The following is a 23188-nucleotide window of genomic DNA, read 5'->3' as shown; positions in this document are numbered from 1 at the left end:
GTCGGGCATGGCTGTGGGGATGGGAGCGGGACTGCTGATGGTGCTCGTGGCGTGCGGCTCTGACGGCGACGACGCGCCACCGGACACGGCGAGCGGCAGCCTGGAGCAGCTTGCGGCCAAGGCGCGCTGTAAGCCCGACATCCAGACGGACGCCGCAGAACTGCGGCAGGCCACCTGTGACAAAGGTGCCCGCCGCTACGTCCTAGTAACCTTTACAAATGCCCGTGGCCAGGCCGAATGGTTCGACGAGGCGACCGATTACGGCGGTACGTACCTCGTCGGCAAGAAGTGGATCGCGGTCGGCGACGAGAAAGTGGTCATGCGGCTGCGCGGCCGGCTCGGTGGGACCGTGGAGAAGTCCTCGCACCACTCGGGGAGTAGCGGTGGTGGGGATCACGAGGACTCAGGCCCGGGGCACTCGGGCCACTCCGGTCACCACACGGGCTGACCGCGCAGCGGTATGGGGGCGTGGGGGTACGGGGGTCGGCCCGCGGTACTGAGCCGAGGGGCTCGGCTCAGTACCGCCGAGGGCGGGTCACTTGCAGCGCTGACCGCTGTTGATGCATTTGGCCATGCGGTTCATCAGCCTCTCGTCGAAGACGTTGATGAAGTCGCCGTGATCGGTGATCGGCTTGTGCAACTGCTCGGGGAACGAGTCGACGGCGAATCCCGGACCCGGCGGCACGTCGTACACAATGCGCTGCACCAGCTGCGGGATGGCCTTGAAGCCCTGCGGGCACGCGCCGGTCTGCTCGTCGGCGAAGGCCACGTGCGTGCGGTGGTTGGCGCTGTCGGTGTTCTGGCCGTCCCAGCAGCTCTGGAAGTTGAACGTCCGGACGACCTGGCTGCCCTCGGGGCAGATCGGGTACTTGTCCTTCAGCTGCCGGTCCTCGAACCCGGTGCAGCTCCACGACGCGTTGGCGTTCGCGTCTCCGTTGGTCAGCGATTTGGCGTCACCGGTGATGATGCGCAGGAAGCGCGGCATCGCGACGACCTTGTCCGTCGGATTTCCGGCGAATTTCAGCGTGACCGACGTCGGGGTCTGGATCTCGCCGACGTTCTGGTCCTTTCCGCCGCCGTCCGCGTCGGCGTCGTTCTCGTCCTGCCCGTTCTGCAGCCTCAGGACCGGCCAGTAATAGGTCGACTTGTCCCCTTGGTTGCGGCAGGTGGTGTCGCCGTTCGCGAGATCGTCGTCACCCGAGAAAGCGTCCGTGGCCTGGTTGCCGACGTAATCGTGCATGTGGTGGGCGCCATTGCTCACGCCGGGCGCGGCGATGACATTGTCCGGATTGAACTTGCCGTTCTCGTTCGTCCCGCATTTCGTGGTGAAGGTGCCGCGTGACGCGCCGCGCTGTTTGCCGGGCCGGTTGACGTTGGGCTGGACGGAGTTGATGTCGACGAAGTCGGCGGCCTCGGGGCCGTTGCCGTTCTGGCCGGGCGGCTGCTCCTGGTCGCCGCCGTCACCGGGCGGCTGCTCCTGCCCGTTGTCACCGTTACCGTCCTGCGGAGGCTGCTCCTGCCCGTCGCCCCCGCCGTCCTGCGGAGGCTGCTGTTGCCTCGCCGAGTCGTCCGCCCGCATGGTGCACGGCGCCATGCCGTCGATCCCCTGCGGAGGCTGCCCGCCCGCCTGGTCGATCGAGGACCCGATGCCTTCGATGGTCGGCCGCCGCTGCTCCTCAAGGGGTTCGAGCACGGCCTCGGCCTGCTCGGTGTTCTCGGCGGCGGCGAACTTCTCGTACGCGGCGGTGATCTGGGTGTCCAGCTCCGCGAGCCGCCGGTCCACGTCCTCGCGGGCCCCGTCCGGTACGTCCGAGAGCTGGGTGCCCACGTCCGGGCAGCTGATGGTCGCCATCCCCACCCCCGGTCCGCCGCCCTGCTCGCCGGACCGGGTGGAGGCGGACGGCGAGCCATTGCTCTCGCCGGCGTTCGCGTAGACATTCACCGCGACCATTCCGCCGCCACCCAGGATGAGCGCAGCCGAGGCGGCGATCGCGCGCCCGGCGAGTTTTGATCGTTTTCGTGATGTGCGTCGTGGAGTGCGTCCCATGGGACTACGTACGCAACAGGAGTCGGCCCCGTTCAATCCTGCGCGGAATTCACCCGGCAATCTCCTGGGCGATCTTCGGTGTTCCGCTCAGCGCCCTTGATCCAGATAGGCGAGTACGGCGAGAACCCGCCGGTTGTCGTCGTCCGACACCGAAAGGTCCAGCTTTCCGAAGATGTTGGACGTGTGTTTGGCGATCGCCCGTTCCGTCACGACGAGCTCCGCGGCGATCGCCGCGTTGGACCGTCCCTGCGCCATGAGTTCGAGCACCTCACGCTCGCGCGGCGTCAGCTTGCCGAGCGGCTGGTCCGCCGACCGACGGGACAGGAGCTGCTGGATCACCTGCGGGTCCATCGCGGTGCCCCCCGACGCGACCCGGTGTACGGCGTCGATGAACTGGTCGGCGTCGAAGACCCGGTCCTTCAGGAGATAGCCGACCCCGCCGTTCCCGTCGGCGAGCAGCTCGCGCGCGTACAGCTGCTCCACGTGCTGGGAGAGCACGAGCACGGGAAGCCCCGGCCGTGCCTTGCGCGCGGCGAGCGCGCACTGCAGTCCCTCGTCCGTGTGGGACGGCGGAAGCCGGACGTCCACGACGGCGACGTCCGGCTGCAACTCGGCCAGAGCCTTGGTGAGTTCGGGCCCGGTCTCGACCGCGGCGGCGATCTCGAAGCCGAATGCCTCCAGCATCCGCACCAGGCCGTCACGCAGCAGGAAGAGATCTTCGGCTAGGACAACTCGCAAGGGATCTCCATGGTCACCATCGTCGGGCCGCCCGCGGGACTGCTGACGGCCAGTACGCCGTCGAATGTACCGAGTCGGCGTTCGATCCCGCTCAGCCCGGACCCCGTGCCGATGGACGCGCCGCCCTTGCCGTTGTCGGTGACCGCGACGCGCAGCATGCCCTGCGCGTGGTGGACGTCCACCCAGATGCGGTCCGCCCCCGAGTGCTTGATGGCGTTGGTCAGGGCCTCGCTCACCGCGAAGTACGCCGCCGACTCCACCGGCTCCTCGGCCCGGCCGAACAGCTCCACGTCCACGTCCGTCTCCACCGGAAGGCGCAGCGCGAGGGCCTTCACCGCGTCACCGAGGCCACGCTCGGCGAGCACCGGCGGGTGGATGCCGCGGACCAGGTCACGCAGCTCGGTCAGCGCCTCACCGGAGTTCTGCCGCGCCTTGGCGATCATTTCCTTGGCCTTCGCCGGGTTCTTCTCGACCATCGCCTCGATGGTGCCGAGGTCCATGCCCATCGCGACCAGGCGGGCCTGCGCCCCGTCGTGCAGGTCCCGCTCGATGCGGCGCAGTTCGGCGGCGGAGGTGTCCACGGCGTCGTGCCGGGTCTCAGTCAACCGGTCGACGCGCTGGGCCAGTTCACGCTCCCGCATGGAGGTGGTGGGCGCGAGGAGGGTGCGGGCCAGGAGGAAGTGGGCGCGGAGGATGGCGGGGCTGGTGAAGATTCCGACCACGGCCAGCGCGGTGCCGAGCAGGGCCGCCATGTTGGCGTCGGCCTGCGAGGTGACGTGGATGAAGCCGTACCAGTCGCCGCCGCCCGCGTTGTAGATCGGCCGCCAGACGCCCAGTGCCAGGACGTAGCCGTACAGCGGGTAGAGCAACAGCGCCGGCGCGAAGATCACCGTCACGTAGCCGGCGGTCATGTCGACGAGCAGCCACTGGAGGTCACGCCAGGTCGCCGGGTCCTTCAGGAGCAGAGACGTGCGCTCCACCTGGCCGGTGACGCCGGTGCGCAGATCCGGGGGAAAGGCACGGTAGGGGCGCGGGATCCGTACACCCGACCAGGCGTCGGCCTGGGCCCGGCGCAGGTCGGCCCACTTGCGTACGCCCATGAGCACCACGGGAGTCGTGAAGACCCCGATCCCCAGCGGGATGAAGGCGATGGACAGGACCGCAAGCACGAAGAGTGTGATCGATCCGGCGAGCATGATCACCGACAGGAAGAACCCCCGGGCTCCCGCGACCACGGATTCACGGACCCTCGTCATTTTCTGTTCCCCATCTCTCCCAGTGGCATGAACACATTCTCGCGGCTGGACCGCGCGCCGGTCATGGGGTCCGGCACCCGGGCCGGGGGTGTACCTGAGGACACCCCCTGACCTCGCCCTGTGCTTCGGACAGTGGGGGCTTCGGCGGCTGGGTGGGCGGGCCCCGGATTTCTAGCGTTGTCCTCGTCAACAACCGGCTTATCCACTGCTTACTTATGGGGGCGAAACGCCATGAGGCCAAACCTCGCGGCACGACTTGGGGTGTGGAGCGCACACCACCGCAAGACGGCCATCTTCGGCTGGCTGCTGTTCGTCGTGCTCGCCACGACCATCGGCGGGGCCTCGGGCATGGTCACCGCCTCCGACGACGAGATGGGGGTCGGCGAATCGGGCCGGGCCGCGACGATCCTCAAGGACGCGGGCGTCGAGGAGCCCGCGGGCGAGCTCGTCATGGTCAGTGCGAAGACGGCGGACGGCTGGCGGGACGCGGCGAGCGACCTCTCCAAGGCGCTGACCGCGACCGGCGATACACGCGAGATGCAGGCGCCGCTGCCCTCCGAGGACGGCAAGGACGCGCTGCTCCGCTTCGAGATGAAGGGCGCGCCCGACGACGCGGCCGACCGCATAAAGACCGTGCTCGACGCGGTGCAGAAGGCCAAGGACGACGGAGCCCAACAGGGCGTCTCCGTCTACCAGTTCGGCGACGCCAGCTCCGAGAAGCAGCTCAGCGACCTGCTCGCGGACGACCTCACCAGGGCCGAGTTCACCGCGGTGCCGCTGGCCCTCGGCATTCTCCTGGTCGCCTTCGGCGCGGTGGTCGCCGCGCTGCTTCCGGTCGGGCTCGCGCTGACCGCGTGCGTGGCGGCCTTCGGCCTGCTCTCGCTCGCCAGCCACCAGCTGCACCTGTTCGAGACGACGTACTCGGTGATGTTCCTGATGGGGCTCGCCGTCGGCGTCGACTACTGCCTGTTCTACCTGCGGCGCGAGCGGGACGAGCGCGCCGCGGGACATGACGCCGAGACCGCGCTGCGGATCGCGGCGGCCACCAGCGGGCGGGCCGTGCTCGTCTCGGGCCTGACGGTGATGGTCGCGATGGCCGGCATGTTCCTGTCCGGACTGCTGCTCTTCAAGGGCTTCGCGGTCGCCACGATCCTGGTGGTGTGCGTGGCGATGCTGGGCTCGGTGACGGTGCTTCCCGCGCTGCTCTCCGCGCTCGGCGACCGGATCAACGCGGGGCGCATCCCGTTCCTGAACCGCAGGAACAAGAAGGGCGCGCACGCCAGCGGCGGCATCGCGGGCAAGCTCCTTCGGCCGGTCCTGGCCAAGCCGAAGTTCTTCGCCGTCGGTTCGGCGGTCCTGCTGCTCGCCCTGGCCGCTCCCGCGCTCGGCATGAAGACCGAACAGCTGGGCCTGGAGAAGCAGTTCGGTTCGGACGCGCCGCTCTCGGTCTCCTTCCGGGAGATCACCCAGGAGTTCCCGGGCGGCCCCGCGCCGGCCCAGATCGTCGTCAAGGCGGACGACATCGGGTCGAAGGAGATGCGGGACGCGCTGGCCGCGGTGGTGCGGGACGCGGGCAAGGGCGCCGAACTCACCGTCCACAAGAACGCGGGCGTGGCCGAGATCGACGTACCGCTGCCCGGTGACGGCAGTGACGCGAAGTCCAAGGAGGCGCTGGGCGAGCTGCGGGACGACGTGGTCCCCGCCGCCTTCGACGGCCTGGACGCGGAGGCGTACGTCGGCGGTGACCTCGCCGACTCCGAGGACTTCAGCGATCAGCTGAGCAAGGGCATCGTGCCGGTGTTCGCCTTCATCGCGGCGGTGACGTTCCTGCTGATGCTCTTCAGCTTCCGCTCGGTGGTCATCGCGGTGACGTCCATCGGCCTCAACCTGATCTCGGTGGGTGCCGCCTACGGCGTGATGACCGCGGTCTTCCAGCACGGCTGGGGTGCGGAGCTGATCGGCTCGGAGCAGGTGGGGGCGATCGAGAACTGGATGCCGCTGTTCGTCCTCGTGGTCCTCTTCGGCCTGTCGATGGACTACCACGTGTTCGTGGTCTCGCGGATCAGCGAGGCGCGGGAACGGGGCCTGGACAACCGCGCGGCCATCCGTGAGGGCATCACGCGGACCGCGGGCGCGGTGACCGGCGCGGCCGTGATCATGGTGGCGGTCTTCGCGGTCTTCGGCACCCTGTCCATGCAGGACATGCAGCAGATGGGCGTGGGCCTCGGCGTGGCGGTCCTGCTGGACGCGACGGTCGTGCGGATGGTGCTCCTGCCGTCCCTGATGACGCTCCTCGGCGAGCGGAACTGGCACACGCCGCGGTACCTGTCGTGGCTGCCGAGGATCTCGCACGGGGAGGAGCCTGTGGCACCTGAGAAGCCTGCCGCCCGGCCGGTTCCGTCGGCCACGGTGTAGCTGCTCCGCCGGGAAGTGCCGTGATGCAGCTGCGGGCCGGTGGGGGCTTGTCGCGCGGTTCCCCGCACCCCTGAAGGGGCGGTGGCCTGGCCGGATCCACCGGTCAGGCCACCGCCCCGTTTTCTTGCTACAGCCCCAGCGCCTTCGCCTCCACCTCGGGGTCGACGCCCTTCGCCCCGCGTTCGGGGAGCTGCGGGGCCACCCCGCCCAGGGACTGGATCCAGGCCCAGGTGTCCGCGACCGTCTGGGCCACGGGCCGCGCCCGCAGCCCCGCGGCCACCGCCTTCTCGGTCGACGTGCGGTGCATGGTGTCGTGCAGCTCGCCCGGCGGGAGCCACACCGGAAGCTGCGACCACGGCTCGATGCCGTGCTCGGCGATCACCGCGGGGTCGGTCCAGCGCAGCTCCACGTCAGGCGCGCCCGCCACGGCCACGCACGCCTCCAGGAACTCCTCCGTCGTGGTGTGCGCGATGGGGGAGATGATGTTGTACGGGCCGTGGAGACCCGCGGAGGCGGCGTCCAGAACCCACTCCGCGAGGTCCCGCACGTCGATGTACTGAAGGTCCAACTCCCGTGGCCCCGGCGCCAGTACGGGCCCGCCCCGCGCGACCCGGTTCAGCCACCACGGCAGCCGCCCGACGTTCTCGTACGGACCGAGGATCAGCCCGGCGCGGGCGAGCACCGTGCGCTCCGCCCCGAACTCCGCGACGACAGCGAGCTCGGCGCCCCGCTTGTCCTCCGCGTACGCCACCGAGTCCGCGTCGGGGTCCCCCTCGACCAGTGGGTAGCTCTCGTCCGAACCCGCCACTCCCGGATACCGGTACACGGACGCGCTCGACACATACACATAGCGCCCGGCCCGCCCCGCGAGCAACCGCGCCGTCTCCCGCACGGCACGCGGCGCCCCCGACCAGGTGTCGACGACGACGTCCCACTCCCCGTCGGAGGCGGCGAGCGCGTCGAGGCCGCCCTCCGCCGTACGGTCACCGAGCAGCGACACCGCGCCGGCGGGCGCCTCGTGCCGCCCGCGGTGGAAGACCGTCACCTCCCAGCCGCGCGCGAGCGCCGCCTCGACGACACCCCGTCCCACGAACTGCGTACCGCCCAGCATCAGAAGTCTCATGCCGCAGACTCTGCCCGCTCCCAGCCGTCGGGGGAACCGGTTTCTGCTGGCGGCAGAGACCGGCCCACCCCGAGAAACAGGAGGTCAGCGGGATGCCGGAGGTGCGTACTTGTAGCCGACCCGGCGCACGGTCTGGATCGTCCTGCGGTGCTCGGCACCCAGCTTGCGCCGTAGCCGCGCGATGTGGACGTCCACGGTCCGCCCGTCGCCCACGTGCCCGTAGCCCCACACCGTGGTGACCAACTGGTCGCGCGTGTGCACCCGGTGGGGATGGGCGACGAGATGCGCGAGCAGCTCGAACTCCAGGTACGTGAGGTCGAGCGGACGGTCGTCGACCCGCGCCGCACGCTGCACGGCGTCGATCCACACGGGCCCGCCGGACGTCTGCGGGGGCTCGGGCGCGACGGTGGTAGTGGCGGTGGCAGCGGCCACCGGCTCCTGCCCCGCCGGTACGAGGACCAGGTAGCCGATCATCGGCGGCTGTCCCGGCAGCGTGGGCAACGTGTGCTGGGGCGCGGGCAGCCAGGTCGCGCCCGGCGGCAGGAACTCGGTGATCTGCGCCACCTCGTCCGGGGCGACGGCGCGCAGCCGCCCGCGGCCGGGGCCGGCCTGCGGCGGGGCCGTAGGCGTGAGGGTGGCGGTCGAAGCGGTGGAGGCCGGGAAGGAACGGGAGTTCGCCATGGAAGTCAGCTCTTTCGCGCGAAGGAGTCGTCAGTCGTCGAGGACGTACGTACGTCGTGCGCGTCAGGCGAAGGCCGGGTGAACGGCGTTAGAGGGCCTGCGCGTTCATCGCGCGGCAACACACCCGGTCGAAGTCGTGATGCTGACGGGAAGGCCAGAACGGCTCCAGGTCGTGATCACGACCCGTCGCGTTGTTCCCGTGGCTGCCCATGAGTCCATTGAAGCAGATGAGGGGGGCCGGGGTCGCTCCCTCTCGCACGCTGCCATGCCGAAGGGGGCGCCCACCGGTACGGCGGACGCCCCCTTCGGGAACGTGCGAGGCACGTGCGGACACCGCGATCAGACCTGGCCGGCCTTCTCCAGGGCGGTGCAGCACGTGTCGACGATCAGACGCGTGACGACGTACGGGTCGACGTTCGCGTTCGGGCGGCGGTCCTCGATGTAGCCCTTCTGCTCCACCTCGACCTGCCACGGGATGCGGACCGAGGCGCCACGGTCCGAGACGCCGTAGCTGTACTCGTTCCATGGTGCGGTCTCGTGCAGGCCGGTGAGGCGGTCGTCGATGCCCGCGCCGTAGTTCTTGACGTGGTCCATCGGCTTGGAGCCCTCACCGAGGGACTCGGCGGCGGTGATGATCGCGTCGTAGCCCTCGCGCATCGCCTTCGTCGAGAAGTTGGTGTGCGCGCCCGCGCCGTTCCAGTCGCCCTTCACCGGCTTCGGGTCGAGCGTGGCCGACACCTTGAAGTCCTCGGCGGTGCGGTAGAGCAGCCAACGGGCGATCCACAGCTGGTCGGAGACCTCGAGCGGCGCGAGCGGGCCGACCTGGAACTCCCACTGGCCGGGCATGACCTCGGCGTTGATGCCGGAGATCCCGAGGCCCGCCTTGAGGCAGTTCTCCAGGTGAGCCTCGACGATGTCACGGCCGAAGATCTCGTCGGCGCCGACACCGCAGTAGTAGCCGCCCTGCGCGGCGGGGAAGCCGCCGACGGGGAAGCCGAGCGGGCGGTCGCCCTCGAAGAAGGTGTACTCCTGCTCGATGCCGAAGATGGGCGCCTGCGAGCCGAACCGCTCCTCGATCTCGACGAGCGCGGCACGGGTGTTGGACTCGTGCGGCGTCATGTCCGTGTTGAGGACCTCGCACAGCACGAGTACGTCGTCGCCGCCGCGGATCGGGTCCGGGCAGGTGAAGACGGGCTTGAGCACGCGGTCGGATGCGTGACCCTTGGCCTGGTTCGTGCTGGATCCGTCGAAGCCCCAGTTCGGGAGCTCGGCGCCGTCCGTCATGATCTTCGTCTTCGAACGGAGCTTGGCGGTCGGCTCGGTGCCGTCGATCCAGATGTACTCAGCCTTGAAGGTCACGGGGCCATCCTTTAAATGCTCGGTACGGCGCAGAACGTGCGGGTGCTGCGGTGCCGTGGTGATGTCGCGCAGCCTGCCAACGCGCGATTTCCCGTCCATTGCTCGAATGTGAACCCCGTGTTACCTGCGGTGGATGTGGCCCACTTCACGCCAGGGCACTCATTGATCCAGGGCTCTCACTTGATGACGGCGTTGGCCGCCGCGATCAACAGTCCGATCGTCGCGTCCGCCATGCCGAGCAGCACGGCCGAGCGGCGCCGGTAGCCCGCCCGACGCGCTGCGAAGGTGCCCCAGCCGAGCAGGAGCGCCGCGTTCAGGAGAAGTGCGGAGTACGTGACGGGCGCCTCTGGCCAGCCGAAGGTTCCGGCGAGGACGAGCAGCGACACGGTGGGCCAGCAGGCGACGATCACCGGCCACTCGTCCAGGAGCTCCCGCACCAGCTGCCGCCACCGGTGTATACCCGACCCGGGCCGGTGCGTGGACATGTGATGCGCGTAGCCGTGCGCGAGGGCGGCCGTGCCCGCGGTGACCATGATCCAGGCCGCGTCGTAGAAGGGGGTGTAGGCCTGCTTCTCCGAGTGCAGGGCCGCGACGAGAGCGCTCGCCAGGATGGTCCCGTACACACCTCCGGACGTCAGCTTTCGCACGGTTGCACTCCTTTCAGGGAGTGTCCAACCGTATGGGGGTGTATGTAACGAAATGCCGAAGGTGGCGCATCGGTCGGCCGTCATCTGCCGCCCCGCGGCAGGCCGTCGCGGCTACCGGGACAGCGCGTCCCGTACCGCCTCCTCCGTCCGTCCCACCACCGCGGTGCCGTCGTCGGCGGTGATGATGGGCCGCTGGATGAGCTTGGGGTGTTCGGCGAGCGCCGTGATCCAGCGGTCGCGGCCCGAAGCGTCACGCGGCCAGGCCTCGCGGTCCTTCAGGTTCAGCTCCTTGGCGGCGTCCTCCTGGGTGCGCGTGATGTCCCACGGCTCAAGTCCGAGCCGCTCCAGGACGGCGCGGATCTCGTCCTCGGTGGGGACGTCGTCCAGGTAGCGGCGAACGGTGTAGTCGGCGCCCTCCGCATCGAGCAGCGCCAGCGCGCCACGGCACTTCGAGCAGGCGGGATTGATCCAGATCTCCATGCCCCACACGCTACCCGCGCCCCACCCACGACCCACCCGTCACACGGTCCCAAAGGCCGTCTGGCCAGCGGCGATTGTCAGTGCCGGGCAGTAGAATTGAAGCAATGTTCGAGGGTTCCCGACGGGGGTTCCTGATCGCGACAGGAGGATGCCTGTGCCCGCTGCCGCACTCACATCTAAGTCGAAGCGCAACGCTTCCCGGCCCGTGTTCATCGACCCGACGTACGCACCACTGGAGAAGCGACCGCTCCCGGCCGGACGGCCGCGCGAGTGGTACATCACGCACAACCGGCGCCTGAAGGCCATGCGCCTGGCGATAGCCCTGCTCGACTCCGGCGTCTATCTGGCGAACCAAGCGAACAACACCAGGATCCGGAGCATGGCGGAGGACGTGGGAATCCACCCGCCGTCGGACATCACCTGCCACATGGTGCGCGCCCTGATGCGGTACAGCCGCTGAACGGACGCGCGCGCGGGCGTACGGGCGGGGGCCCAAGGGCCGCCGCCCGTGGGCGTGGTTCATGCTGTCCGCATGACTCAGCCGGAATCCGCCCCCGCCCAGCAGGAGCCCGCGGACGAGCTGCCGCTGCTCGTCACCGCCCAACTCCCGGACGGGGCACGGTTTCCCGTCCGCGGCCTGCGCGGGAGCGAGGCATCGACCCGCCCCGCGCCGGCCGTCCTGATCCTGCCCGCCATGGGCACCCCCGCCCGCTACTACCGCGCGTTCGCACGCCAGTTGAACGCCGAGGGCCTCACCGCCCTGACCGTCGACATGCGGGGGCAGGGGGAGAGCACCCCGCGCGTGACGGACTCCGGCGCCCTCGACCACGGATACGGCACGATCGTGGAGCAGGACCTCGTCGCGGTCCTCGAAGCGATACGCGCCGAACTGGGCCCGGAGTCACCGCTGTACCTCCTCGGCCACAGCATGGGCGGGCAACTGGGACTGGTGCACGCCGCGTTGGGGATCGGGCCCGGCGTCGACGGAGTCGCCCTCGTCGCCTCGGGCTCCGTCTGGTTCCGGGCGTACGGCCCCCTGCGCGGACCCCTGCTGCTCATCGGTGAACTGCTCACCGCGGCCACGTCGACGCTGCTCGGCCGGTGGCCGGGAGCCCGGCTCGGCTTCGGCGGCAACCAGCCCAAGGGCGTCATGCGTGACTGGGCACGTCAGGGGCGTACGGGCCGCTACTCGTCCCCCGGCTCCCCGCACGACTACGAGGCGGCCCTGCGCACCCTCACGCTGCCCGTCCTCGCGGTCTCCGTCGAGGGCGACACCTGGGCACCCGTGGCCGCCCTCGACCACCTCGTCGGCAAGGTGCCCGCGGCCCGCGTCACCCGCCTGCGGTACTCCGTGGCCGAGGCGGGCGCCCGCCTCGACCACTTCGTGTGGACGCGGGCCGGAGAAGCGCTGGCCAAGAGGGTGGCGGCATGGGCGGTGGCGGGCGGAAGCTGAGGTCCCGGCACCACCGGCACACCACGGGCGCGGTCACCCGTTCGGCGTACCCGGCATGCGTACCCGCCGGAGGCGGCATTGGCTGCTCCTGAGGGGAGGCTGTTGCCGGGTGCCGCCGACGGAGAGGGGCGAGGGGCGATGACCACTCCGCAAGAGCGTGCGCGCCAGGGCAAGGCAGCCCGCAAGCGTGCCTCGCGCTCCTCGCACGGGGCGTGGATACCCTCCGCCGACCGCGCCGACCCGGTGGCCGTCCTGGAGCGGCAGGGCGCGGACCGCGTCCAGGACCTGCTGCCCATCCGGTACGCCCGCATGGCGGCCTCCCCGTTCTCCTTCCTGCGGGGCGCCGCCGCCGTCATGGCGGGAGACCTCGCCGTCCAGTGGGACACCGGGCTCAAGGTCCAACTCTGCGGCGACGCACACCTGTTGAACTTCGGCCTGTTCGCCTCGCCGGAGCGCGCCCTGCTCTTCGACCTGAACGACTTCGACGAGACCTGCCCCGGCCCCTTCGAGTGGGACGTCAAACGCCTGGCCGCGAGCATCGCCGTGGCCTCCCGCGACAACGGCCACCCGCGGGGCGCGGCACGCGCGGCCTGCCTCGCGGCGGTGGCGGCGTACCGCACCGCCATGAGGCGTCTGGCCGGGCTCGGCGAACTCGCGGTCTGGTACGAACGGACCGACGCACACGACCTGTTGCCGCTCATCCGCTCCGCAGGGCACCGCAAGCGCGCCGCGACCGCCATGGACCGCGCCCGCCGCCGCACGAACCTGCAGGCGCTCGGCAAGCTGACCGAGAAGGTCGACGGAGCTCCCGGCGTCCGCCGCATCATCCACGACCCACCGCTCATCGAACCCGCGAGCGCCCCGGACCTCGCCGCGCTCCGCAAGATCTTCGGCGACTACCGCTCCACGCTCTCCGAGGAACGCCGACTCCTCCTGGACCGCTACCACTTCGTGGACGCCGCGCGGAAAGTCGTCGGAGTGGGCAGCGTCGGCACCCGCTGCTACATCGTGCTCCTCGCCGGGCGCGACGCCGGTGACCCGCTCTTCCTCCAGATCAAGGAAGCGGTCCGCTCGGTCGTCGAGGAACACCTCCCGGCGGGCCCGTACATCCACCCAGGCCACCGGGTGGTCGCGGGCCAGCGCCTCCTCCAGGCGGCCGGCGACATCTTCCTCGGCTGGATGACGGGCCCCCAGGGCCGTGCCTTCTACTGGCGCCAGCTGCGCGACATGAAGGGCTCCGCGGACGTCGAGTCCATGTCCCCCGCGGAACTGAGCTCCTACGCCCGCCTCTGCGGCACGGCCCTGGCCCGCGCCCACGCCCGCTCCGGCGACCGCATCGCCATCGCCGCCTACCTTGGCGGCGCCGACACCTTCGACCGCGCGATAGCGGACTTCGCGCTGCTCTACACCGCGCAGAACGCCCGCGACCACGCGGCGCTGACCGAGGCGATCTCCTCGGGCCTGGTGAAGGCCGACAGTGGGGCCGACAGCGGGGCCGACTAGCGGATCTCGTCCGGGACCACCGTCAGCCACCGCTTGTCCGCGGTGACCTTCTGGCCGAGCTCCCGCTGCCGGTCGGCGTTCTCGCGCTTCATCCCGTCGAGTTCCTTCATGTACGAGTCCTTGCGGTTGACCCAGACCCGTGCACCGCCGTGCGTCACGTCCGCCGAGTGAAACAGCATCGGACCGTCGCTCTTGGGGGTGTCGCCCGCCACCAGGACGGGCTTCTTCCACTCGTCGATGTACGTGTTGATGGCCGCGGGCTTGCCCTGGTACCAGGTCAGGGGCGCCCACAAGTTCGGCGTCAGCTCATGCCCCGCGAGCTTCTTCTGGTCGAAGCGGCCCTCCGCGATCTCCTTGCGGGAGCTGGTGATCTCGCCGGTCTTGCGGTTCTTGAGCTGCAGGCCGACGCCGATGACGTTCTCGGGCTTCACGTCGTAGCCGTAGCGGGGGTCGGAGAGGACCATGCGCACCAGATCCTCGCTGGCCGCGCTGACGACGTAGACCTCGATGCCGTGCCTGCGCAGCGACTTGTGCAGCTCCTGCATGCCGGTGAAGAACTCGGGCGGCTTCACCTCGGTCTTCGTCAGCTTCCCGTCCTCGTAGTACTCGGCGGGGATCGGCTCGTCACGGGCGAGGAGTTCGTCGACGTACCCCTTGAGCTCCTTCAGCGTGAAGCCGGAGAAGATCTGCGCGACCCACGGGTAGCAGACCTGGTCGTCGACCTCGCAGAGCCGGTTGTAGTAGCTGTAGAGGCTCTCCTTGTGCTTCGCCGTGTCCTTGAACGGGATGAGCTTCAGCGACGGGTCCATCGACTTGCGGGTCAGCACCCCCTTCATCTCCAGGAAGGGCAGGAGGGACTCCTCCAGGTCGTTGCGGTACGTCGTGTTGTCCGCGTCGAAGACGGCGTACGCGCCCTTGTCCTCGTTCTTCGCGATGAGCTTGCCCAGCTTCTTCGCGACCGGCTTCGGCCAGTGCTTCAGCTCGGACGTGGCGGCCTTCGCCGTCCTCGCCGTCTTCGCGGAGGCGTCCGCGGCCGTCGCGTCCTTGCTCGGCCAGAGCGCCGTCCCCGCGAGAACGGCCGCGGTGAGCGCGCCCGCCGTGCCGATGACGGCCAGCTTGCCCTTTGCCTTTGATGCCATGGTTCGGTGCCCCCTGAGAGCGGTCTGCGCCCCGTCCGGAGCGGCGGGTCATCGTATGAGGTCACACCACGGATTCCCATGATCGACATCACCGGACGGAACGGGCATGGGACCTCCGTACGGGGGTAGGGGAGACGGACGCCCGGCGCGCTTTCGGGCCTGCTCCGGAGCGGCCCCCATCGCATACTGGAAGACATGGAGACCGTCTCCCGGGAGTTTGTGCGGGCCGCCCCGCGCCTCGACGGCATGGTGGTGTCCGCCGTCGGCTACCGCACGGAGGGCGAGCACCCCGGCCTGCACCGCGGCCTGCCGTCCCCGTACCTGACGCTGATCTTCTCGCTGGACGGTCCCGTCGTCACCGGCGCCACCCCCGAGCAGGCCGGCACCCGCGACGCCCTCCGCACGGACATCGTCCTCGGCGGCCTCCACCAGTCCCCGGCATACGTCGTACGGCCCGAGCACGAGGCGGGCATCCAGCTCGCCGTGCACCCGCTGGCCGCCCGCGCCCTGTTCGGCGTACCGGCGGCGGAACTCGCCGGTGAGCTGGTGACGCCCGGCGCGGAGGTGATGGGGCGCCGCGCCGCCGAGCTGCGGGAGCTGCTGTGCGAGCAGGGCAGCTGGGAGGAGCGGTTCGCCTCCCTGTCCGCCTACTTGAGGCAACGCGCGGCCACGGACACCTCCGGTGGCTCCGTACGGCCCGAGGTCGGCGAGGCGTGGGCCTGGCTGGCCCGGCACCAGGGCGTGGGCACCCTGCGCGGGCTCTCCCGGCACGTCGCGCTCAGCGAACGCCGCCTCACCACCCTCTTCCGCGCCGAGACGGGCCTGAGCCCCAAGCAGGCAGGGCGCCTGATGCGCTTCCAGCGCGCACGGAACGCCGTCGTACGCCCCGTCGCGGCGGGCGCGGCCCCCGACCTGGCCCGTGTCGCCGCAGACTGCGGTTACTACGACCATTCCCACCTGGTGCGGGACTTCCGGCAGTACACCGGCGCGAGCCCCACCGCCTGGCTGGCCGAAGAGTGCCGGAATATCCAAGCCGGGAGCTATGGCGGGGGCGAAGAGTAGGACTCATGAACACGACCGAGAAGCAGAACCAGCAGCCACAGTCCGCTACTGCTCCCGCATCCGGCGGCCGCGCTCCCAGCGTCTGGCCGACCCTCCAGGCGCACGACGCCCCCGCCCTGATCGACTTCCTGGTCGGCACGGTCGGCTTCCTGCGCACCGCCGTCTACCAGGACGGCGACAGCGTGGCGCACGCCGAGCTCGACTGGCCCGAGGGCGGCGCCATCATGCTCGGCTCGTACGACGAGAAGTCCCAGGACTGGTGCCTGAAGCCCGGCACCTTCGGCGCGTACGTAGTCACAGACCGCGTGGACGACCTTTACCAGCGGCTCAGCGCCGCGGGCGTCGAGATCATCCGCGAGATCGAGGACCAGCCGTACGGCAGCCGGGAGTTCGCGATCGCCGACCCCGAGGGCAACAAGTGGTCCTTCGGCACCTACCGCGGCGCACCGAGGCCCCAGCAGCCGTCCTGACCTCGCGTGATAGCTTGCGCACGCCAGTCAACCCACACCAGGGCCAGGGAATCCGGTGCGAATCCGGAACTGACGCGCAGCGGTGAGGGGGAACGGGCGGGGCCACGGCCACTGGGCGTCCACGGACGCCTGGGAAGGCGCCCCGCCCGGCCGATCCCCGAGTCCGAAGACCTGCTGGCACCTTCGTCCGCACACCGGGCGGCGGAGGTGACGAAGCAGGCCAGGCTCCGCGTATGAGCCGTGAGACTCAAGGGATCTCGTGTCCTCCATTGCCCGTCGTGTACGTACGTCTGTTCTTCTCGCCACGGCCCTGGCCGTCACCCTGACCTCCTGCGGAGGCGGCTCCACGGCCACCTCCACCACGGACGACAAGGCCGCCGGCTACCCGCTGACCCTCACCTCCTGCGGCAAGAAGGCGGAGATCAAGGCGCCACCGCAGCGAGCGGTCTCCCTCGACCAGGGCTCCACGGAGATCCTGCTCTCCCTCGGCCTCGCGGACCGCATGGCCGGCACCGGAACCTGGACGGACCCGGTGCTCAACGGCCTGGAGAAGGACAACGCCAAGGTCGACCGGCTCGCCGACAGCTACCCCTCCTTCGAGAAGGTCCTCGCCAAGGAACCGGACTTCGTCACCGCCTCCTTCGTGGCGACGGTCAGCAAGGGCGGCGTCGCCGACCGCGCCAAGTTCGCCGAACTCGGCGTACCCGCGTACGTCTCGCCCTCCGACTGCGCGGGCAAGGACAACAGCGGCGACGGCGACGGCAGCCGCGTAAAGACCCTCACCATGGACACCGTCTACGGCGAAGTGCGGGACCTGGCCAAGGCGTTCGGGGTCGAGAAGCGCGGCGAACGCCTGATCGCGGACCTCAAGGGCCGGGTGGCGAAAGCCACGGAGACCATCAAGGACACCAAGGCGTCCGGCACGTCGCTCCTCTACTGGTTCGCCAACTCCGACGCGCCCTACATCGCCGGCTGCTGCGGGGCGCCGGGCATCATCACCCGCGAACTCGGCGTGCAGAACGTCTTCGACGACACCCGCGACGAGTGGCCCCAGATCAACTGGGAGACGGTGGCCGACCGCGACCCGGACGTCCTGGTCATCGGCGACCTCACCCGCAAGTCGCAGACGGCCGAGAGCGCGAAGAAGAAGATCGAGTTCCTGGAGTCCAACCCGGTCACCAAGAACCTGACCGCCGTGAAGAAGAAGCGGTACGTGCTGCTGAGCGGCCAGGCCATGAACCCGACGATCCGCACGGTGGACGGCATCGAACAAGTCGCCGCCGCATTGCGCGAGTTCGGCCTCGACAAGTGAGGCTCGACAAGTGAGGAAGGCCGCCACGGGCGGCATACGTTCCGCCCTGCTCTGGACGGCGGGCCTCGCCGCCCTCGCCTTCTCCGTCGCGGTGGCCGTCACCATCGGCCCCGCGGACATCTCCGTACCCGACGTGTGGTCGGCGGTCGCGGCGCACCTCGGCTGGGGGGAGGCGAGGCTGACGCCCATCCGGGACGGCATCGTCTGGAACCTGCGCATGCCGCGCACGCTCCTCGCGGCGGTCTGCGGCGCTGGCCTCGCGGTCTGCGGAACCGTCCTCCAGTCCCTCCTGCGCAACCCGCTCGCCGACCCCTTCGTGCTCGGCGTCTCCTCGGGGGCCTCCACGGGCGCGGTCGCGATCGTCGTCCTGGGGGTCGGCGGGGGAGCGGTGTCGGTGTCGGCGGGCGCCTTCGTCGGAGCCGTCGTCTCCTTCGCGCTCGTACTGCTGCTCAGCCACAGCCTGGGCGGGAGCGCCGACCGGGTGGTGCTCTCCGGGGTCGCGGCGATGCAGCTCTTCTCCTCGCTCACCTCGTTCGTGATCCTGACGTCGGGCGACGCGGAGACGACGCGGAGTGTCCTGTTCTGGCTGCTCGGCTCGTTGAGCGGGGTGGGCTGGACGGACGTCTCGCTGTGCGCGGCGGTGCTCCTCGTGGCCCTCGCCGTCTGCCTGACGCAGGCCCGCACCCTGGACGCGTTCGCGTTCGGCCAGGACGCGGCGGCGGCACTCGGCGTCCACGTGACCCGGGTCCGCCTGCTGCTGCTCTCCGTGACGGCCCTGCTGACGGCGGCCCTGGTCAGCAGCGCGGGAGCCATCGGGTTCGTGGGCCTGGTCCTGCCGCACGCGGCCCGCGCCCTGGTCGGCTCCGGGCACGCACGCCTGCTCCCGGTCACGGCGCTCGCGGGCGCGGTGTTCCTGGTGTGGGTGGACACGCTGGCGCGCACGGTCCTCGACCCCCAGGAGGTCCCCGTGGGGGTGGTGACGTCCCTGATCGGCGTCCCGGCGTTCGTCCTGGTCCTCTACCGCACGAGGAAGACGACATGAGCCCGCACACCGACTCAGGCCTGCGGGCTGACCGAGTGACCCGGGAGGCAGGCGGCCGGCTCATCGTCGACGGAGTGACCCTGGCCCCGCCCCCCGGAGCCACGGTCGGACTCCTCGGCCCGAACGGCTCGGGCAAGTCCACCCTCCTGCGCATCCTGGCGGGCGTCCTCGCCCCGACGGCAGGAGTGGCCACGCTGGACGGCGATCCGCTGCGGGACGTGGGCCGCCGCACGGTGGCACGCAGGGTGGCGGTGGTGGACCAGGACGCCACGACGCAGGTCGAGCTGTCGGTGGAGGAGGTCGTACGCCTGGGCCGCATCCCGCACCGCAGGGCCTGGTCCGCCCCAACAGCCCAGGACGACGAGGCGGTACGGGAGGCCCTGGCCCGCACGGCTCTGTCCGACCGGGCAACCCAGTCTTGGCACACACTCTCCGGCGGCGAACGCCAACGCGTCCAGATAGCACGGGCGTTGGCCCAGACCCCCAGGGAACTCCTCCTGGACGAACCGACCAACCACCTGGACATCCACCACCAACTCGACCTCCTGGCCCTGGTCTCGGACCTCCCCCTGACCAGCGTGATCGCCCTCCACGACCTCAACCTGGCGGCCATGTTCTGCGACCACGTACTGGTCCTGTGCGAGGGAGTGGCCCACGCGTCGGGCACACCGTCCGAGGTGATCACGGAGGAACTGATCGCGAAGGTGTACGGGGTCCGGGCGGAGGTCACCCACCACCCGACGGAAACCCACCCGACGATCCGCTTCCTGCGGCCCTGAGCCCTCAGCCGCTGGTGTCAGCACCCCCGGACGATCTGCTCGGCCCGGAGCCGGAGCTTGAGGAGCCGGAGCTTGAGGTCGGCATCCTCCAGCAGGGCCACTCGGTCCCGGCGCCCCACCCGCAGCAACACGGGCGCGAGCGCGGCCAGCTCCCCGGCACCGAGCCGGGGCAGCGCCTCACGCACCAAGCCGCGCGCCTTCTCCCGTACGGGAGCGGCCCAGTCGGCACAGCGAATGACGACCAGCGGCAGGAGCACCGGATACGCCGCGACCCGCCGCAACGCGGCCTCGCGCACCCGGCCGTCGCCGGCGCACAGATCGAGGGCGGTCCGAGTCTCACCGGGTTCCAACCCGTCCCACCGCGTATACGTTCCGCGCACGTCGACATCGAACGCGATCCAGGCGGAGGGCTCCGAAACATCCAGCACTTCCCGCAAGGGAGCCCCGCGGACAACCCGCCGAAGCTCGGCCTCCCTGCCCCCGTCGAACCAGCTCATCGTGCCCCCGCCTCCACTCGCCCCGCCCACCGAGACGGCGATCGTAGAGTGCGGCACCCGCCCCGGTCGCCCGAATTACACGGACCCTGGCTGCCCTAGGGCCGCGGCTCGTCGAGGTACTGGTCGGCCCAGGCGCTGATGATGTGAGCGGCCCGTTGCGCCTGCCCTCGCGCGGTCAGCAGATGGTCCGCGCCTTCGAGCGAGATGAAGCTGCGCGGGTGCCGTGCCTCCTGGAAGATCTCCGCGGCATTGGAGATGTCGACGGTGGAGTCGGTGGGTGAGTGCGCCACGAGGAGCGGAACGTCCACCTCGCTGATCCGGTCGCGCAGGTGAGCCCGGCGCACGTCCTCGACGAAGGCGCGCTTGAGGACCAGAGTCCTCCCGCCGACGAACCACTCGTGCGCGCCGTCACTGAGGACGCGATCCAGGACGGAGTCGTACTGCCGCTCGACATGACTGGGGTCGACGGGCGCCGCGATCGTGGCAAGCGCGCGGAGGCCTGCGATCTCGCTCGCGGCCGCGATGGCGGCGGCGCCTCCCCACGAGTGCCCCACCAGCAGATCCACCGGAGTCCCTCGCTCCGCCATGAAAGCCGCGGCACGGACGGTGTCCTGCACCTTGACCGTGAAGGAACCGTCCCCCCAGTCGCCCTCGGAGTCCCCGATCCCGAGATTGTCGAAGCGCAGCGTGCCGATCCCCTCGCGCGCCAGCTGCTTGCTGACGCGCGCGGCGGCCGGCGACTCCTTGCCCAGGGTGAATCCATGCGCGAAGAGCCCCCAGCCCCGGACCTCGCCCTCCGGCAGGTCGATCACCCCGGCCAGCGCGGGGCCGACGACGCTCGGGAAGGTCACTTTTTCGTTCATGTGGGGTGTTCACCTAGGCAGGGGAGGAGGGGGACGGGAGTGACACTAGCCCGTGTCAGCGCGAGAACGACCGAACGGACAGCACAGCGGGCCGCCTCCCCGTTCCGGGAGACGGCCCACCGTCCATGCTGACGCGGCGTGGGGCTCACGCGGCCCCGGCCGTTCTAGATGTCGAAATACAGCTCGAACTCGTGCGGGTGCGGGCGCAGCTGGATCGGGGCGATCTCGTTCGTCCGCTTGTAGTCGATCCACGTCTCGATCAGGTCGGGGGTGAAGACACCGCCGGCCAGGAGGTACTCGTGGTCCGCCTCGAGGGCGTCGAGGACCGCCGGGAGGGAGGTCGGGACCTGGGCGACGTTCGCGTGCTCCTCGGGAGCCAGCTCGTACAGGTCCTTGTCGATCGGCTCCGGCGGCTCGATCTTGTTCTTGACGCCGTCCAGGCCGGCCATCAGGAGCGCCGAGAACGCCAGGTACGGGTTCGAGGACGGGTCAGGCGCGCGGAACTCGACACGCTTGGCCTTCGGGTTCGAGCCCGTGATCGGGATACGCATGGCAGCCGAGCGGTTGCGCTGCGAGTACACCATGTTGACCGGCGCCTCGAAGCCCGGGACCAGGCGGTGGTACGAGTTCACCGTCGGGTTCGTGAAGGCGAGCAGCGACGGGGCGTGCTTGAGGATGCCGCCGATGTAGTAACGGGCGGTGTCCGACAGGCCCGCGTAACCCTGCTCGTCGTAGAACAGCGGGTCGCCGTTGGCCCACAGCGACTGGTGGACGTGCATGCCCGAGCCGTTGTCACCGAAGATCGGCTTCGGCATGAAGGTCGCGGTCTTCTGGTTGCGCCAGGCGACGTTCTTCACGATGTACTTGAAGAGCATCAGGTCGTCGGCCGCGGCGAGCAGCGTGTTGAACTTGTAGTTGATCTCCGCCTGTCCTGCGGTGCCGACCTCGTGGTGCTGGCGCTCGACCTGGAGGCCGTTCTTGTCCAGCTCCAGGGAGATCTCGGCACGCAGGTCGGCGAAGTGGTCCACCGGCGGGGCCGGGAAGTAGCCGCCCTTGTAGCGGACCTTGTAGCCACGGTTGTTCTCGACCGCACCGGTGTTCCAGGCGCCGGCCTCGGAGTCGATGTGGTAGAAGCTCTCGTTCGCCGACGTCTGGAAGCGGACGTTGTCGAAGACGTAGAACTCGGCCTCGGGACCGAAGTACGCGGTGTCCGCGATGCCGGTCGACGCGAGGTAGGCCTCGGCCTTCTTGGCGATGTTCCGCGGGTCACGGCTGTACTGCTCGCCCGTGATCGGGTCGTGGATGAAGAAGTTGATGTTGATGGTCTTGTCGCGGCGGAAGGGGTCGACCCGGGCGGTCGACAGGTCCGCGCGCAGCGCCATGTCGGACTCGTGGATGGCCTGGAAGCCGCGGATCGACGATCCGTCGAACGCCAGCTCCTCGTTCGGGTCGAACGCCGCTGCCGGGATCGTGAAGTGCTGCATCACTCCGGGCAGGTCGCAGAACCGGACATCTACGAACTTCACGTCCTCGTCCGCGATGAACTTCTTTGCGTCGTCGGCGTTCTGGAACATCCAACTCCTCCTACTCCCGACCCCCAGGCGGGGACGGGGTTGCAGCTCGTTGTGCGGCCAGTGCGGTGGCACACGCTGGGACCCGACCATAGGGACGGGGGATTTCTCAAGCATGACCCATTTGTTTCGCGGAAGTTAACCGAGGCGGGTTCGCGTCAGGTGTCATTCGCCCTACCCCGCCCGTCCTCGTACGAAATCGGGCGCAGTACCGTGGACGGGTGGACAACAGGCAAGCAATCGGATCGTGGCTCTCCGGCCCTCGTGCGGCGGCAGAGGAAGCGGGCGTCGACTTCGGGTACCGCGGCGAGCAGCTCGGCCTGCCGGAGGAGGGGCCGGGATCGATCGCGCGGCCCGGACGGCGCATGGGCGCCGTCGTCGTCGACTGGGCGCTGTGCATGCTCATCGCATACGGCCTGTTCGCTCGCGGTGACCAGCAGGCGATGGGCAACTGGGCCCTCGGCATCTTCTTCGTCATGACCGTCCTGACGGTCGGCACGGTCGGCTGCACCCCCGGCAAGGCCCTCTTCAGGCTGCGCGTCATCGCCGAGGGCGGCGGCCGGCTCGGCGTCACCCGCGTCCTCATCCGCAGCCTGCTGCTCTGCGTCGCCGTCCCGGCCCTGATCTGGGACCGCGACGGCCGCGGCCTCCACGACCGCCTCGGCCGCGCCGTCCAGGTGCGTATCTGAGATCTCCGACGCACGTACGACGAAGGCCCCGGAACCGATCGGTTCCGGGGCCTTCGTCCATG

At 70.0% G+C, this 23188-nt stretch carries 23 protein-coding genes and 1 riboswitch; of the genes, 11 read left to right on the top strand and 12 right to left on the bottom strand.

Features of this window, described 5'->3' with window-relative positions:
• Positions 1–7: 7 nt before the first annotated feature.
• Positions 8–448, top strand: coding sequence for a hypothetical protein (locus ACZ5U5_RS07250; protein ID WP_469017551.1), 441 nt, complete (start codon positions 8–10; stop codon positions 446–448).
• Positions 449–535: 87 nt separating this feature from the next.
• Here the strand turns inward: ACZ5U5_RS07250 and ACZ5U5_RS07245 are convergent, their stop codons facing one another.
• The 3 genes from ACZ5U5_RS07245 to ACZ5U5_RS07235 form a co-directional block, all read right to left on the bottom strand.
• A complete protein-coding gene (locus tag ACZ5U5_RS07245) occupies positions 536–2047 on the bottom strand; it encodes a DUF1996 domain-containing protein (RefSeq protein ID WP_469017549.1) in 1512 nt (503 codons plus the stop codon).
• 87 nt (positions 2048–2134) lie between these two features.
• On the bottom strand, positions 2135–2785 hold the full coding sequence (locus ACZ5U5_RS07240; protein WP_469017546.1) for a response regulator transcription factor: 651 nt from the start codon (positions 2783–2785) through the stop codon (positions 2135–2137).
• On the bottom strand, positions 2770–4041 hold the full coding sequence (locus tag ACZ5U5_RS07235) for a sensor histidine kinase (protein ID WP_469017543.1): 1272 nt from the start codon (positions 4039–4041) through the stop codon (positions 2770–2772). Before ACZ5U5_RS07235 ends, ACZ5U5_RS07240 begins: the two co-directional genes overlap by 16 nt.
• A 231-nt stretch (positions 4042–4272) precedes the next feature.
• Here ACZ5U5_RS07235 and ACZ5U5_RS07230 point away from each other — a divergent pair, with 231 nt between their 5' ends.
• Complete coding sequence (locus tag ACZ5U5_RS07230; RefSeq protein WP_469017540.1) at positions 4273–6456, top strand: MMPL family transporter; 2184 nt, start codon at positions 4273–4275, stop codon at positions 6454–6456.
• A 127-nt stretch (positions 6457–6583) separates the two neighbouring features.
• Here the strand turns inward: ACZ5U5_RS07230 and ACZ5U5_RS07225 are convergent, their stop codons facing one another.
• The 5 genes from ACZ5U5_RS07225 to ACZ5U5_RS07205 all read right to left on the bottom strand — a co-directional run bounded on the left by ACZ5U5_RS07225 (position 6584) and on the right by ACZ5U5_RS07205 (position 10746).
• Positions 6584–7579 carry an NAD-dependent epimerase/dehydratase family protein gene (locus tag ACZ5U5_RS07225; RefSeq protein ID WP_469017537.1) on the bottom strand — a complete coding sequence of 332 codons (996 nt, stop codon included), beginning with the start codon at positions 7577–7579 and terminating at the stop codon, positions 6584–6586.
• Between the two features lie 84 nt (positions 7580–7663).
• On the bottom strand, positions 7664–8260 hold the full coding sequence (locus ACZ5U5_RS07220) for a winged helix-turn-helix domain-containing protein (RefSeq protein ID WP_469017534.1): 597 nt from the start codon (positions 8258–8260) through the stop codon (positions 7664–7666).
• A gap of 339 nt (positions 8261–8599) precedes the next feature.
• Entirely contained in the window at positions 8600–9619 is a 1020-nt protein-coding gene (glnII, locus tag ACZ5U5_RS07215; RefSeq protein WP_469017531.1) for a glutamine synthetase, read from the bottom strand.
• Between the two features lie 176 nt (positions 9620–9795).
• A complete protein-coding gene (locus ACZ5U5_RS07210) occupies positions 9796–10266 on the bottom strand; it encodes a hypothetical protein (RefSeq protein ID WP_469017528.1) in 471 nt (156 codons plus the stop codon).
• Positions 10267–10377: 111 nt separating this feature from the next.
• Positions 10378–10746, bottom strand: a complete 369-nt coding sequence (locus ACZ5U5_RS07205; RefSeq protein WP_469017525.1) for an arsenate reductase family protein — start codon at positions 10744–10746, stop codon at positions 10378–10380.
• A gap of 154 nt (positions 10747–10900) precedes the next feature.
• On the opposite strand from ACZ5U5_RS07205, the gene ACZ5U5_RS07200 reads away from it, so the two are divergent.
• From ACZ5U5_RS07200 to ACZ5U5_RS07190, 3 genes are all read left to right on the top strand, one after another.
• Positions 10901–11206, top strand: coding sequence for a hypothetical protein (locus ACZ5U5_RS07200; RefSeq protein ID WP_361045748.1), 306 nt, complete (start codon positions 10901–10903; stop codon positions 11204–11206).
• Positions 11207–11278: 72 nt separating this feature from the next.
• Positions 11279–12199 carry an alpha/beta hydrolase family protein gene (locus tag ACZ5U5_RS07195; protein WP_469017523.1) on the top strand — a complete coding sequence of 307 codons (921 nt, stop codon included), beginning with the start codon at positions 11279–11281 and terminating at the stop codon, positions 12197–12199.
• Positions 12200–12337: 138 nt separating this feature from the next.
• The gene (locus ACZ5U5_RS07190; protein ID WP_469017520.1) at positions 12338–13702 is read left to right on the top strand and encodes a DUF2252 domain-containing protein; all 1365 of its coding nucleotides are present in this window, start codon (positions 12338–12340) and stop codon (positions 13700–13702) included.
• Here the strand turns inward: ACZ5U5_RS07190 and ACZ5U5_RS07185 are convergent.
• The gene (locus ACZ5U5_RS07185) at positions 13699–14841 is read right to left on the bottom strand and encodes an HAD family hydrolase (protein ID WP_469017517.1); all 1143 of its coding nucleotides are present in this window, start codon (positions 14839–14841) and stop codon (positions 13699–13701) included. The two genes, ACZ5U5_RS07190 and ACZ5U5_RS07185, sit on opposite strands and share 4 nt — an antisense overlap.
• Positions 14842–15036: 195 nt before the next feature.
• Between ACZ5U5_RS07185 and ACZ5U5_RS07180 the strand changes: the two genes are divergently transcribed.
• From ACZ5U5_RS07180 to ACZ5U5_RS07160, 5 genes are all read left to right on the top strand, one after another.
• Complete coding sequence (locus tag ACZ5U5_RS07180) at positions 15037–15903, top strand: AraC family transcriptional regulator (RefSeq protein ID WP_469017514.1); 867 nt, start codon at positions 15037–15039, stop codon at positions 15901–15903.
• A gap of 5 nt (positions 15904–15908) precedes the next feature.
• Positions 15909–16373, top strand: coding sequence for a VOC family protein (locus tag ACZ5U5_RS07175; protein WP_469017511.1), 465 nt, complete (start codon positions 15909–15911; stop codon positions 16371–16373).
• 7 nt (positions 16374–16380) lie between these two features.
• Positions 16381–16566, top strand: a riboswitch (cobalamin riboswitch).
• Between the two features lie 66 nt (positions 16567–16632).
• The gene (locus ACZ5U5_RS07170) at positions 16633–17685 is read left to right on the top strand and encodes an ABC transporter substrate-binding protein (protein ID WP_469017508.1); all 1053 of its coding nucleotides are present in this window, start codon (positions 16633–16635) and stop codon (positions 17683–17685) included.
• 10 nt (positions 17686–17695) lie between these two features.
• Positions 17696–18727, top strand: coding sequence for a FecCD family ABC transporter permease (locus tag ACZ5U5_RS07165; protein ID WP_469017505.1), 1032 nt, complete (start codon positions 17696–17698; stop codon positions 18725–18727).
• Positions 18724–19506, top strand: coding sequence for an ABC transporter ATP-binding protein (locus ACZ5U5_RS07160; protein ID WP_469017502.1), 783 nt, complete (start codon positions 18724–18726; stop codon positions 19504–19506). Before ACZ5U5_RS07165 ends, ACZ5U5_RS07160 begins: the two co-directional genes overlap by 4 nt.
• 17 nt (positions 19507–19523) lie before the next feature.
• Here ACZ5U5_RS07160 and ACZ5U5_RS07155 read toward each other — a convergent pair whose 3' ends face one another.
• The 3 genes from ACZ5U5_RS07155 to glnA all read right to left on the bottom strand — a co-directional run bounded on the left by ACZ5U5_RS07155 (position 19524) and on the right by glnA (position 22440).
• Positions 19524–19934 carry a hypothetical protein gene (locus ACZ5U5_RS07155; RefSeq protein ID WP_469017499.1) on the bottom strand — a complete coding sequence of 137 codons (411 nt, stop codon included), beginning with the start codon at positions 19932–19934 and terminating at the stop codon, positions 19524–19526.
• Positions 19935–20098: 164 nt separating this feature from the next.
• Positions 20099–20866 (bottom strand): alpha/beta hydrolase family protein, encoded by a 768-nt coding sequence (locus tag ACZ5U5_RS07150; RefSeq protein ID WP_469017497.1) that lies wholly within the window; start codon positions 20864–20866, stop codon positions 20099–20101.
• A gap of 164 nt (positions 20867–21030) precedes the next feature.
• Positions 21031–22440 (bottom strand): type I glutamate--ammonia ligase, encoded by a 1410-nt coding sequence (glnA, locus tag ACZ5U5_RS07145; protein WP_453395159.1) that lies wholly within the window; start codon positions 22438–22440, stop codon positions 21031–21033.
• A 218-nt stretch (positions 22441–22658) separates the two neighbouring features.
• On the opposite strand from glnA, the gene ACZ5U5_RS07140 reads away from it, so the two are divergent.
• The gene (locus tag ACZ5U5_RS07140; RefSeq protein ID WP_469017494.1) at positions 22659–23126 is read left to right on the top strand and encodes an RDD family protein; all 468 of its coding nucleotides are present in this window, start codon (positions 22659–22661) and stop codon (positions 23124–23126) included.
• The last annotated feature ends 62 nt before the right edge of the window (positions 23127–23188 follow it).

The sequence above is a fragment of the Streptomyces sp. NPDC033177 genome (genome assembly GCF_055577715.1).
The sequence above is the reverse complement of the archived record's forward strand: the minus strand, read 5'-3'. Positions and strand labels throughout refer to the sequence as shown.